The sequence below is a fragment of the Spongiactinospora gelatinilytica genome (assembly GCF_003236385.1).
Lineage (GTDB): Bacteria > Actinomycetota > Actinomycetes > Streptosporangiales > Streptosporangiaceae > Spongiactinospora > Spongiactinospora gelatinilytica.
Window position 1 is genome coordinate 19653 of sequence record NZ_POUA01000035.1, and the last position, 12769, is coordinate 32421.

The following is a 12769-nucleotide window of genomic DNA, read 5'->3' on the forward strand; positions in this document are numbered from 1 at the left end:
ATGCAGGCCTTCTCGGAAGCGGGACGCGCATCGTGCCGCGGGCCAAGCTTCCTGCCCTCGCCGCCACCCGACGTGAACTCAACCGCCTGGGCCTACCTGCGCATTCCGTGATCGATTCAGCTCAAAGCGAAATGCCGCGGCCCATGCGTGGGGGCACCTGGGTGGTGGGCGACGCCTTCTCCGGCAAGGTCCAGTTGCGCCTGCTGGCCGGTACGGGACGCCGCGTGGTCATCGTCGATGACGGCCTGGCCACCATCCGCCTGCTCGAACTTCTCAGCGGCCACGCCCTGCCGCCCCTGCTGCGCGCCCGCCCGGTGCGCTCCGGCCCGGTCCGCGGCCTCCTGCGCTCGGCGCTGGGCAGGGCCGCCGGCCTGCGGCTGCGCCTGGCCGCCCGCCGGGGCAGGCTCTCGGTGTTCACCGCGCTGCCCGTGCCCGCCGAGCTGGCCGACGCCGTACGCGCGACCGGCGCCGAGCTGCTGACCCACGACTTCCCATGGCTGCGCGCCCGGCCCGACGAGCCCACCCAGCCGGGCGAGCGCACCATCGTCCTCGGCACCTCGCTGGTGCGCAACGGCCTGGTCCACCGCGACCCCTACCTGTGCTGGCTGGCCGGCCTGGCCGAACGCAACCCCGTCGCCTACTTCCCGCACCGCCGCGAGGACCCCGCCGACCTCGACCTGGTCAGGGAGCAGCCGGGCGTCCACGTGTACGACGGCGGGGCCCCCGCCGAGATCACGCTGCGCGGGCTGTCTCAGGGACAGCGCGTGGTGAGCCTGCCGTCCACGGCCGTGACCTCGCTGCGGGTGCTACTGTCCCCGCGCGGCGTGCCCGTGGAGACCGTTGATGTGCCCGACGAGTGGTGGACCGCCGACGCGGCGCCGTCCCTGCGTTCGCACCTGCAGATGTTCGCCCATCACGATCACGGCACTCACGACATTGGAGTCACATCTTGAAAGTCCTGGCGGTGGCCGACTCGGACTCGTATCTGAAGTGGGCCGCGTGCCTTCTCGACGGGCTCCCCCCAGGTGACGAGGCACTGCTCACCCTGATCAGGACCCCGATCGCGCCCTCTTCCGGGCAGATCACCGCCGCCGTCGCGGGGACCCGCGCCGCGGCCGGGGAGGGCCTGCCCGAGGTGCTCACCGCCCGGCGGCTGCGCCGGGCCGCCGAACGGTTCACCCCCGACGCGGTACTGCTGGCCTGCACCGGCCCGGTGGTCGACGTGCTGTGCGCCGAGACTCTGGAGGGCCTGCGCCCCCGCCCGGTGTTCTTCTCCGGGCTGCCCGGCATCTCCGTGCCCGCCACCGACAAGGCGTGGCGGTTCCGCAGCGGCTGCGACCTGTTCATCGTGCACAGCACCCGCGAGGTGCGCGAGTTCTCCGCGCTCGGCGCCGAACTCGGCGGCGGCGGCGCGGTCGGCCTGGCCAGGCTGCCCTTCCTCGGCCAGGGCGCGGCCGGCCGGGCCTCCGGCCCCCGCGACCGCGTGGTGTTCGCCACCCAGGCCAAGGTGCCCAAGCGGCGCGAGGAGCGCGAGTCGATCCTGCTGGCCCTCGCCGAACTGGGGGAGCGGCGGCCCGACCTCGACGTGGTGGTCAAGCTCCGCGCCCGCGACACCGAACGCCAGACGCACAACGAGCGCTACCACTACGAGCGGCTGTGGATGGAGCTCGCCGCCCAGGGCCGGGTCCGCGGCGGAGCCGTGCGGTTCGCCGACGGGCCGATGCACGAGCACCTGTCCAGGGCGGCCGGGTTCGTCACCGTCAGCTCGACCGCCGCGCTGGAGGCCATCGCCGAGTCGGTGCCGCTGCTGGTCCTCTCGGACTTCGGGGTCAGCGCCGAGATGATCAACCTGGTGTTCGAGGACAGCGGGTGCCTGGGCGACCTCGACGAGCTGGCCAAGGGCGTCTTCCGCGAACCGGACGCCCGGTGGTGCCAGGCCAACTACTTCCACCACGAGAGCGCGGCCGACTGGCACCCCCGGCTCACCGCCCTGGCCGAGGACGCCCGCGCCGGGCGGCTCGTCCCGGCGCGGTCCCTGCTGCACAGCGCCGCCGACGTCGCCGCCCGCCGCCGGGCGCGGATGCGCATAGAGGTGCCGCCCGGCATGCTGCGCGTGGGCTACCGCGCCAAGCGGCGGGTGCGCCGCTACCTCAAGTCCATCGGCTGACCCGGCGAGGGCGGGAGAGGTCAGGGCAGGGCGCGGGCGAGCTTGCGGCGCAGGCGGGCGAGAGCGCCCGCGCCCAGCCGGGCCTCGGCCGGCGCCAGTTCGAGCGCCGACAGGCGCTGCCGCTTGAAGTACGGTCCGGCGCCCGCCTCCGCCAGGTAGGCGGCGGCGGTGTCGCGCAGTCCGGGCAGGACCGTGCTCTGCATGCAGTAGCCGACGGAATGGATCAGCGGCGTGATCTGCTGCTCGGTGAACGCCGCGTCCAGCAGCGACCCGTCGGGTAGCAGCCGGGGCACCGTGGCGTCCACGATGGTGACCGGGATGCGGTTGCTGTTCTCGTACGGCGTGAGCCGTTCCAGCACCAGCTCGCTGCCCATGGTGGCGACCGGAGCCCCGAAGTACCGCTTGGCGGTGAGCAGCGCCGTGGAGAAGCAGCCGACCACCAGCGACGGCTTCAGCGCCGCGACGCACACCTCCGCCGGGACCGCCTCGCCCGCCACCGCCAGCCGTACGCCGAGGTCGTCGGCGACCTGCCGGAGCTGCTGGGCGTGCCTGCGCCCGGCCGCCGGGTGCGGTTTGAACACCACCTGCTCATGCCCCCTGGCGGCCAGCGCGCGCAGCATCGACGCGTGCAGGTCGGCCTCCTTTTGGGCGGTCACGATGTCCAGGGCGGAGAGGTACTGGCCCAGGATGAGGGCATCGCCCTCGACGTCGTCCGGGCAGTACTCGGCCACCTGGTCCACCACGGAGGTGAACGCACTGCCGGGAAGGGCCTCGGCGGGCACGCCGTGCTCGCTCAGCAGCAACGGCGAAAGGCCGGGCACCAGGTCGAGGTAGAGCAGCCGGGTCAGCCGGCCGGAGATCTCCAGTGGCAGCGGGTTGCGGGTCGGGCCGTAGCTCATCAGGCCGTCGGAGTAGACCGTGACCGGGCACTCGCGTATCAGGCCCGCGATGGTGCGGGCGGGCGGTACCGCCAGCGACTCCACCACCAGCTCGGCCGGGCCGTCGCCGAGCGACAGGTGCGCGGCGATCAGCCGGCTGAGCATCGGGACCTCGATGACCCGCGCCTTCCAGTCCGACGGGTGCAGCGGGGAGACCAGCTCGTTCCACGACCACACCTCGTCGAAGCGGGCGCGCAGGGCGGCGAAGCCCGGTGTCTGGTCCAGCGGGGTCGCGACCTCCGGGATGGCCGCGTTGTTGGACACCAGCAGGATGCGCCGGTTGCCCTCGTGCTCGCCGAACCGCCCGCTGTCCATCGCGGCGGCCAGCGTCATCGCCCCGAACAGGGTCGAGGCGTAGAAGACCTGGATCATGCGTCCTCCGGTGCGGGCCGGTAACGGGACGGGGGAAGACGGGGCACTTCGGGGACCAGCGCGCGCAACGCGTCCTCGCGTTCGCCCGTCAGATGGGACAGTGTCCGGGCGAGCAGGTCGGTGGGAAGCCGGCGCAGCGCGTCGGTGCCCCGCTCGACGAACCTGGCGCGCAGCTCGGGGGTGAAACGGTCGAGCAGCTCCAGGTGGTGGGCGAGCAGCGCGCACATCATGCGCACCGCTTTGGGCAGGTACTGCGGCTCGTCGGCCAGATCCTTGAAGATCAGGTCGAAGGCGTCGAAGAAGTGGAGCTGCCGCTCGTCGCCGACCTGGGTGAGCGACCCGGGCACCAGCCGGCGGTAGAACAGGCCGTGCAGCGACACCACCGAGAAGGACCGGGTGTGGCGGTGCAGCCGCCAGATCCACGGCCGGTCCTCGGCGGTGTGCAGGTGCCCGGGGAACTGCAGCAGGTCGCCGAGTTCCCTGCGGTAGATCCCGGCCCACGCGTAGGGGTAGTCCACCATGGTCTTGATGTCCGCGGGCATGATCCCGTCGCGAGGGTCGAGCACCACGCCCCGCCGGGCCTGCGGCGCCCGGTGGATCACCCGCTTGCGGCCCTCGGCCTGTACGTGGTCCACGCGCAGGAAGTCGCAGCCGAGGGCCTCGATGGCCGCCACCAGGTCGCTCAGGTAGCCGGGGGCGAGCCAGTCGTCCCCGTCCATGAACGTCAGGTAGCGGCCGGAGGCCAGGGACAGCCCCAGGTTGCGCGCGTCGGCCAGGCCGACGGGGCTCGGGTTGCGCAGCACCGACAGTCCGGGGAGCTCCCCCCGGAAGTCGTCGATGATGGCCCCCGTGCCGTCCACCGAGCCGTCATCGACCACGATGAACTCGAAGTCCCGTCTGGCGTTCCTGGCCAGGGACGTGAGGGCGTCGGCGAGATACGCCTCCCCGTCGCGGATGGGCACGATGACAGAGAGGGTGATCAAGGCTGTCCTTCGTGGCGGTGGCCGGGGTGGTTCACACTGTGACGCGGCGCAGGCGGGCCTTGGGGGCCTCCTCACCGGGGAAGACGCGCTTGACGCCGTCTCCGAGCGCGGTCTCGATGATACGGATGTCGCGGACCAGGTGCTCAAGGCCGACCGGCTCCAGCGAGGCGGCGTGGTCCGAGCCCCACATCGTGCGGTCCAGGGTGATGTGCCGCTCGACGGCCACCGCGCCCAGGGTCACCGCGGCCAGCGAGATCTGCAGCCCCCGCTCGTGGCCGGAGTAGCCGACCGGCACGCCGTACCGCTCGCGCAGGGTGACGATCGTGCGCAGGTTGGCCTCCTCCGGCGGGAGGGGGTAGGTGGAGGTGGAGTGCATCAGGATCAGCCGCGAGGTGCCGACCACCTCGACCGCCCGGTCGATCTCCGGCAGCGTGGACATCCCGGTGGACAGGATGATCGGCTTGCCGGTGGCGGCCAGCGCGCGCAGCAGTTCCAGGTCGGTCACGCAGGCCGAGGCCACCTTGTGGGTGACCACGTTCATGCTCTCCAGGAACTCCACCGAGGGCACGTCCCACGGGGAGGCGAACCACTGCAGGCCGCGCTCCTCGCAGTACTTGGCGATCTGGGTGTACTCGTCGGTGCCGAACTCGGTCCTGAGCTTGTACTCCATGTACGTCATCTCGCCCCAGGGCGTCTGCCTGATCTGGCCGCGCTGCTCCAGCGGGACGCAGATCTCCGGGGTGCGCTTCTGGAACTTCACCGCCTGGCAGCCGGCGTCGGCGGCCACGTCGATGAGCCTGCGGGCGATGTCGATGTCGCCGTTGTGGTTGATGCCGATCTCGCCGATCATGTAGACCGGCCGGCCGGCGCCCACCGGAACGTCGCCGATGAGCACCTCGGACGGCGAGCGGGGCGGCACACCGGCGGCGACCGGCGCGACGTCCAGGGTGCCGTCGGCCTGCGGACGCGCGGCGAGCACCCGGTCGCACAGCTCACGTACGGCTCCCGCGCCCCCCGCGCGGCTGAGCACGACCCGCGCGACGGCGCGGACCTCGGGGTGCGCGTCGGGCACCGCGATCGGCCAGCCGACCTCGCCCATCGGACCCAGGTCGTTGACGTCGTTGCCGACGTAGGCCACCCGCGCCGGGTCCAGGCCCTCGATGGCCAGCCAGTCGCGCAGCACCGTCCGCTTGTCGGCCAGCCCCTGCAGGACCGGCACGCCGAGCTTGCGGGCGCGGGCGGCGACCACCGGGTTGTGCTCGGTGGACATCACCAGGATCTTGACGCCGGCCCTGCGCAGCAGCGCGATGCCCATGCCGTCGGAACGGCTGACCGCGACCGTCTCGCGGCCGTCCTGGTCGACGTAGGCGCGGTCGTCGGTGTGCACCCCGTCGAAGTCGGTGATCACGGCGTCCACGTCCAGCGGCTCCGGCACGTCCACGAACGGGGCCAGCGCGCGTACCAGCTCCAGGTCCGCCGGGCCGTCCACCTCGATGGCGTGACCGGGATCGACCGGCTGCACGGCGACCGTGCCGAAGAACCGGTGGCCGTGCTCGCGCAGCCCGGCCGTGCGCATCACGTAGAAGGCGCCGGTCTCGCGGTACTGCGGCTCGCGGTCCTGGCGCCGCCGGCGTACCGCCGGGTCGTGGTTGATGCCCGCGCCGCTGGTGCTCCACAGGAACTCGTGGGTGGCGAGGCCGGAGAACACCGCGTCGGCTTCGCCGCCGGCGACCTTGCCGATGGCGGCGTCAAGGTGGGCGGGGTCGATGAAGGCGCTGGTGCACTGGACCAGGACCACGATCTCCGGCTCCTGCTGCCCGGCGGCGGCGCGCTCGTCCAGCGCGTGCAGCACCGCCGACTCGCTGGAGGCGGTCGCGCCGGCCAGGTCGGCCGGCCGCTCGACGACCTGTGCCCCGGCCTCCCGCGCCACGTCCGCGATACCCGCGTGGTCGGTGCTCACCACGACCTCGTCGACCAGCCCGGCCCGGACGCAGGCTCGCACGGCGCGCGCCACCAGCGGCATGCCGCCCACCTTCGCCAGGTTCTTGAGCGGTACGCCCGCAGAGCCGCCGCGGGCGGGGACAACGGCCAGTACTCGCAAAATGGACTCCTCGTGGAATGTGTTCGGCATGCCGGAACGCTGCTGAGCCGGGGGTGCTCCGAAACTAGCCACGAGGGTGACCGGGCGGGGGTGTTGGAGCTGAACGCTCCGCATCGCCCTTGTTAACTTTCCGTGCCGTACGCCGTGGGGCGTTCGCGGGACGGCGATCCGCCCCAGGACATGCTTACGCCCCGTCCACCCCCCGATGGGGCTGGTGCGGACGGGGCGTAAGCCGTACCGATCAGGCGGGAGCTACGAGGCTGCCCACAGGGCCGGCACGTTCGGCGGCTCCCATCCAGGCAGCGATGTGTGCGCCTGGAGGCACCGGTAGGAGACGCCCTGGTAGGTCACCACCTGGCCGGCGGTGTACGACTTCCACGCTTCCCACGTCGTCTCGCCGGGGCCGCTGCCCACGGTGAGGCTGAAGGAGACCGAGTGGTCGGCGATGGTCCCGTCGGCGCTGAGGTTGATGGTGTGCGTGCCTTGCGGCGTGGCGGACGAGGTGGTGATCGTCACGCTCGACGACCCGCCCGCGGTGATGTTGGCCGGGTTGAAGGTGACGTTCACGCCTTCCGGCAGGTTGCCGGCGGAGAGCGTGATCGCCTGCGCGTTACCCGAGGTCACCGTGGTGCGAAGGTTGGTGGTGGCCTGTCCGCCGGGCTCCACCGAAGCCGAGGACGGCTCCGCGGAGATCGAGTAGTCGTCCGGCAGCTGGGGGCCGCCGCCGACCGCCAGGGCCCACAGGGCGACCGCGATGGCGTCGGAGTTACGGTCGAGGGCCGTGGTGTTGATGTTGCCGGGGTAGCTGTCACATGCGGAGTGGTAGCAGCGGTCGAACGCCTGGCCCGAGGTGCCGCCCCACTTCTGTGCCTGCGCCGCGGACTTGACGCTCGACGCGCCGGTGAACAGCCCGCCGACGGTCACGCCCGCGTTCTTGAACGGAGCGTGGTCGCTGCGGCCGTCGCCTTCGGTCTCACGCTCGGTCGGGATCTGGAGAGTGGCGAAGTAGTCGTTGAACAGCTTCTGCAAGGCCGTGTCGTCGTCGTAGACGAAGTAGCCCGGGTTCGGGGAGGCGATCATGTCGAAGTTGAGGTAGGCATCGACTCCGGACGACCCGCCGTTCTGCACGTAGTAGGTCGAACCGCGCATCCCCTGCTCTTCAGCGCCCCACCAGGCGAAGCGGACGTGCTTCTTCATGGTCGGGTTCTTGCCCGCCAGAGCGAGCGCGACTTCCAGCAGGCCGGAGGAGCCGCTGCCGTTGTCGTTGATGCCCGGACCGGCGCTGACGCTGTCCAGGTGCGCGCCCAGCATGATCGTCTGGTTGGTCGGTCCGCCCGGCCAGTCGGCGATCAGGTTCTGGTGCTGCCCGCCACCGTAGGTGAAGTTCTGGATGCGGGTCTGGTACCCGGCCGCGTCCAGCTTGCCCTTGATGTAGTTCAGCGAACCGGTGTAGCCGCCGGTGCCGGAGGCCCGGTTGCCGCCGTTCTGCTGGGCGATCGACTGAAGCTGGCTCAGGTGGGCCTGCACGTTGGCCACCGCGATGTCCGGAGCTCCCGGCGGGTCGGTGCGGCCGATGGTCAGTGCGTAGCCGGCCTGCTTGTCAACGGCGGTGCCGTCGGCGACGAACTGGATGTTGTGCGTGCCTGCCGGGGCGGCGGCGGTGGCGGTCAGCCGGAGCGTCGAGCTCTGGCCGGCCGTGATGGTCGCCGGGTTGAAGGTGGCGGTCACGCCGGTGGGCAGGCCGGTCGGCTGACGCAGGGTGATCGACTGGGCGCTGCCGCGGGTGACCGCGGTGGTCACCGTGGTGGAGACCTCCCCGCCGCCGGCCGGGATGGTGCCGGCCCCGGGCTGCACGGACACCGAGAAGTCGTCACCGCCGGTGTCGGTGCAGGTCGGGTCGTTGGTCGCCGGGACGTCCACGGCCGTCCAGGCCGCCTGGGTCGCCCGGAACTCCGCGCAACTGCCGTTGAACAGCGACTTGGCGGCGTTCAGCGTGGCGATGCGGGCCTTGGCGTGGGTCCAGGGCGCCGTCTTGGCGTTGAGGCCGCCCATGAAGATCTGGCCGGCCTTCTGGATGCCGATGCCGGTCAGGTTGGAGGCCCCGCGGCAGACGGGGCTCGAAGGCTTGCCGGGCGGGTTGGTGCCCTCGGCCAGCAGGTAGAACCAGTGGTTCTGCGGTCCGGCCGCCGCGTGCACCTCGGTCCTCGGGATCTGCGAGGAGTAGCAGTTCGGGTCGCCGAGGGCGTTCGGGTTGTACATGTTGCGGATCGGGCCGCGACCGACCAGGTCGATCTCCTCGCCGACCAGGTAGTCGGGCTCGTCGAGGTTGGCCGGGTGGTTCACGTAGTGCTCGGTCAGGGCGCCGAAGATGTCGCCGGTGGACTCGTTCAGGCCGCCGGTCTCGTTGCCGGAGCCGGAGCCGCCGCTGCCGGAGAACTGAAAGATGCCGTGGCCGTACTCGTGGGCCACGACGTCCATCGCGGTGGCCTGCCTGGTGCTGGCCTGGTTACGGCCGAAGTTGGTGTACTGGCCGTTCCAGAAGGCGTTGGCCTGGTTGAGGCCGACTCGCGCGGGGAAGGCGCCGCCGGAGCCGTTGAACCCGTTGCGGTTCAACCACTGGCGGAGCATGTCCCATTCCTTCTGGGCCGCGAACAGAACGTCGACGCAGGCGGTCTCCAGGTTGGTGCCGCCGCCGGTGCCCCAGTTGTCGTCGTTGCCGGTGTACGCGCTGCCGTTCTGCCCGCCACAGCGCAGGCCGGAGCGGGTGTTGTCGGTCATCGAGTACGAGCTGCCGGAGCCCGACGTCTGGATCTGCACCGGGTTGCCGTTGTAGTAGCTGTTGCCGGTGCCGGCGCGGACGTCGTCCCACGCGTCGACGACCTTGCCGTTGACGGCGTCGACGTACACGTGCTGGACGCTCGGGCCGTCCTTGGTGGCGCCGGTGACGACGACCTCCCACGCGAGCCGCGGCGTCTTGGTCGCCGCGTGCACCGCGAGGGTGGGGGTGCTCACGGACTCGACCTTGGTCAGCCGCTTGCGCGCGGTCGTGGCCGCCCGGTCGGCGGTGACGCGCGGGGTGGTGGTCACCGACGCTTCGGTGCGCTGGCCGGTGGTCACGTCATGGACGGTCTGACCCGAGGCGTCGGTGGTGACGATCACTTCACCGCCGTACACCGGCAGGCCCTTGTGCAGCCGCTTGTAGGTCAGGTACTGCACGCCGGCGGTGCCGGTGATGGCCCGTTCCAGTTGCAGGTCATCACTCTCGGCGAGCTTCAGCTCGTCGGCATGCACGATGAGCGCGCTCTGCGCGCTCGAAAGGGCCTTGACACGCTGCTCCGGGTTCGGGGCCGCGGCGTTGGCCGGTGCCCGCTGCGCCTCCTGAGTCGCAGCAACGGCACGTTCACTCTGCGTGACGTCCGACGCCCATGTCGGCGCGGACACAGACGACAGGGTCAAGGCGGCCGCCGAAAGCACGGCGACGCCGCCAAGCCTGAGCTTGGGTTTCACATGGCTCCTTGGGGGGTGAGAAGGAGCCCGGCCGGGTGCGAGTTAGGCTCGCACCCGGCACCGGGAAGTAGTAACCCCACAGGTTTCCATAACGTGGCGCTATGTCATGTGGGCGTTATAACACGGGGTTATGGCACTGAAAGGGCGGCATTGTGGGCGGGCTGTGGCAGCGGTCCGTGCCGTTTGAGCCAGGAGGCGTAGATGGGCGCGTTCAGGGCGTCCGCCCAGTACGCCTGGGTGACGCTGCGCACCAGGTCGGCCGCGAAGCCCGCCATCGGGCCGTGCTCGGTCCAGCCGAGCACGTGCCGGTGGCGCAGCGGCGTGCCGGCCACCGGGCGGATGACGATGCCCGGCGACTCCCTGCTGGTGGCCTGGAACATGCCCACGCAGCGCCCGGCCCCGATCATTCCCAGGGCCACGCTGGTGTGCAGGGAGTAGGAGACCACCGGAGAGAACCCCTTGACCGCGCACGCGGCCAGGAAGTGCTCACGATGGCCGTTCTCCACCACCGCGGGCAGCGTCCACTCGTCGTCGGCCAGGTCGGCCAGTTCCACCTCCTCCCGGGCGGCGAGCGGGTGGGAGGCGGTCAGCCCGACGAACATGGGCTCCACCGCGATCACCGAGTAGGCCACGCCGGGCCGCGGCGCCAGTTCGTGCCCCGGATAGTCCGGAAGCACGGCCAGTTCCAGCCGCTCGGACTCGAGCAACTCCGGCAGGACGTCCACGGCCTCCTCGGTCCGCATCGCGACCCTCGTGCCCCCCGCCAGGCGGTGCAGGCACTCCGAGACGTGGATGGCCAGCCGGGTCGGCGCGCAGCCCACCCGGATGAGGGTTTGACCGGTGTATCGGCGGCCGTCGCGCTGGAGTTCGTCGAAGGCGGGGAGGATCGAGCGGGACCGGAGGAGCACCCAGGCGCCGAGCGGCGTCGGGCGGGCCCCCTCCCTTCCGCGCTCGAAGAGCGGGCCGCCGAACATCCGCTCGATTCTGCGTAACTGCGCCGCCAGGGCGGGTTGCGACGTTCGCAGATGGACCGCGGCCTTGGAGATGCTTCCGCAGTCGGCTATCGCACAGATCGCACGTAGGTGCCGTACTTCTAAGTCCACCTTGTCAGGTTAATAGTAAAGAACCTTTTCATTAAGGCCCAATTCGTGCCGCCTTCCACGTCGTACATGATCGACTGGAATCCTCACGCGCCGACGGCGGCGCGCAGCAGCGGCAGCGAGCGGCCCAGCGCCCGCTCCCAGTACGGCCAGGTGTGCGTGCCCGGCCCGTAGAAGTCGGTGGTGAGCCTGGCGCCGCCCGCGCGGGCGCGCCGGGCGAAGGCCCTGGCCTGGGCGAGCATCGCGCCCTCGTAGTCGGCGGCGGCGCCCGGCGGGTCCAGCGGCCCCGGTTCGCCGTCGCCGCAGGACACGTACACCGTCACCCCTCGCAGCCGTACGGCCAGCTCGGCCGGGTTGTGCTCCTGCCAGATCCGGGGATGGGACGAAAGGCCGCCCCACAGGCCCGCCGGGTCCTCGCCGTTCTCGCTGACGAGCGAGCGCACCGCGGCGCGGTCGCCGGTGGTGTCCAGCACCCCCGAATAGGCCGCCGCGGCCTGGAAGAGGCCCGGATGCCTGGCCGCGTAGCCGATCGCGCCCAGCCCGCCCATGGAGAACCCGGCCACCGCGCGCCGCGGCCCCGCCCCGAACTCCCGCTCGATCAGCGGAATCAGCTCCCGGATGTGGAACGTCTCCCACGCCGGGCCGTCCAGCCAGTCGGAGTAGAACCCCACCCGGCCGCCCTCGGGCATGACCACGATCATCGGCGCGCCGGCGGTCAGGCGTTCCGCGCCGCCCTCCTCCGCCCAGCTCGCGTGATCGCTGCGGCAGCAGCCGTGCAGCAGGTACAGCACCGGCCACGGGCCCGATCCCGGCCGCCAGCCCGCGGGCAGCAGCACCCGCACCGAGGCCGTACGGCCGAGCGCCGGCGAGTGGACGGCGAGGTCCAGTCCGCGCTCCCCGGCCTTCAACCGATCGATGACGGTGGGCACCGCGGGCACGGCCATGGCCTCGGACATCTCCGCCGAAGGCTCGCCACCGCCCAGTTCGTGGCGCAGGACCGAGACGGTGGCGGCGACGGCCAGCAGGGCGGTCACAATGATCAGGGCAATCCGCAGGGACCTCAACGCCGACTCCTTCGGGCGCTTCCCGCGTGGGACGCCGGCCCGCCCTAAGTCCGGGGGCGAGTACGGCGGCCGTGCGCGCCGGGCTCATGATCGTACCGGCCCGTGCGCCGAATTCCACCCCCTGTGACCGGATCGGCCGCGCCGACGCCTGTCCAGGGGGCCCAAAAGCCGGCTCCGGCCCATTCATGGCGAATCACTGCCGACATTTACCCAGAACAGGGTTGAAACCCTCTTCCAAGAGTGTTTGGTGTCAAGGTGGGGGGTGATTGCCAATGCTGCTGCGGTTGCGGATTTCGCTGCCGGACCGTCCCGGCGCGCTCGGACAGGTGACCCGGGCGCTCGGGACCATCGGCGCGGACATCCATCAGGTGACGGTGCTCGGCAGGGAGGGCGGCAGGGCGGTGGACGACTTCACCGTCGCCTGGCCCGTCTCCGGCGACGGGCCGGAGGCGGGGCGGAACGAGCCGGTGTGCGCCCACATGCGGGACCGGCTCGCCGGGCTTCCGGGCGTGTCGGTGGAGGGGGTGTGGATCACGC

General features: G+C 71.5%; 9 protein-coding genes. 3 read left to right on the top strand and 6 right to left on the bottom strand.

The features are described 5' to 3' along the window. The first annotated feature begins 143 nt into the window (after positions 1-143). Entirely contained in the window at positions 144-953 is an 810-nt protein-coding gene (locus C1I98_RS07300; protein ID WP_233507370.1) for a calponin homology domain-containing protein, read from the top strand. Further along, positions 950-2167, top strand: a complete 1218-nt coding sequence (locus tag C1I98_RS07305; RefSeq protein ID WP_111166308.1) for a DUF6716 putative glycosyltransferase — start codon at positions 950-952, stop codon at positions 2165-2167. Before C1I98_RS07300 ends, C1I98_RS07305 begins: the two co-directional genes overlap by 4 nt. 20 nt (positions 2168-2187) lie before the next feature. On the opposite strand, the gene C1I98_RS07310 is transcribed toward C1I98_RS07305, so the two are convergent. The 6 genes from C1I98_RS07310 to C1I98_RS07335 form a co-directional block, all read right to left on the bottom strand. Next, positions 2188-3477: a polysialyltransferase family glycosyltransferase gene (locus C1I98_RS07310; RefSeq protein ID WP_111166309.1), complete on the bottom strand. Its 1290-nt coding sequence runs from the start codon at positions 3475-3477 to the stop codon at positions 2188-2190. Then, positions 3474-4460 (bottom strand): glycosyltransferase family 2 protein, encoded by a 987-nt coding sequence (locus C1I98_RS07315; protein ID WP_111166310.1) that lies wholly within the window; start codon positions 4458-4460, stop codon positions 3474-3476. Before C1I98_RS07315 ends, C1I98_RS07310 begins: the two co-directional genes overlap by 4 nt. A 31-nt stretch (positions 4461-4491) precedes the next feature. Further along, positions 4492-6591 (bottom strand): N-acetylneuraminate synthase family protein, encoded by a 2100-nt coding sequence (locus C1I98_RS07320; protein WP_111166311.1) that lies wholly within the window; start codon positions 6589-6591, stop codon positions 4492-4494. 222 nt (positions 6592-6813) lie between these two features. Then, the gene (locus tag C1I98_RS07325; RefSeq protein ID WP_111166312.1) at positions 6814-10068 is read right to left on the bottom strand and encodes a M28 family peptidase; all 3255 of its coding nucleotides are present in this window, start codon (positions 10066-10068) and stop codon (positions 6814-6816) included. Between the two features lie 128 nt (positions 10069-10196). Next, a complete protein-coding gene (locus C1I98_RS07330) occupies positions 10197-11171 on the bottom strand; it encodes a LysR family transcriptional regulator (protein WP_111166313.1) in 975 nt (324 codons plus the stop codon). Positions 11172-11254: 83 nt separating this feature from the next. Next, positions 11255-12232: an alpha/beta hydrolase gene (locus C1I98_RS07335; RefSeq protein ID WP_111166314.1), complete on the bottom strand. Its 978-nt coding sequence runs from the start codon at positions 12230-12232 to the stop codon at positions 11255-11257. Positions 12233-12504: 272 nt separating this feature from the next. On the opposite strand from C1I98_RS07335, the gene C1I98_RS42665 reads away from it, so the two are divergent. Then, the coding region (locus C1I98_RS42665; RefSeq protein ID WP_497844314.1) for an ACT domain-containing protein at positions 12505-12769 on the top strand (265 nt) is incomplete at its 3' end.

Coding starts and splice junctions, on each gene's coding strand:
- C1I98_RS07320 (WP_111166311.1), bottom strand. CDS start 6,591: ATGCCGAACACATTCCACGAGGAGTCCATTTTGCGAGTACTGGCCGTT.
- C1I98_RS07310 (WP_111166309.1), bottom strand. CDS start 3,477: ATGATCCAGGTCTTCTACGCCTCGACCCTGTTCGGGGCGATGACGCTG.
- C1I98_RS07300 (WP_233507370.1), top strand. CDS start 144: ATGCGTGGGGGCACCTGGGTGGTGGGCGACGCCTTCTCCGGCAAGGTC.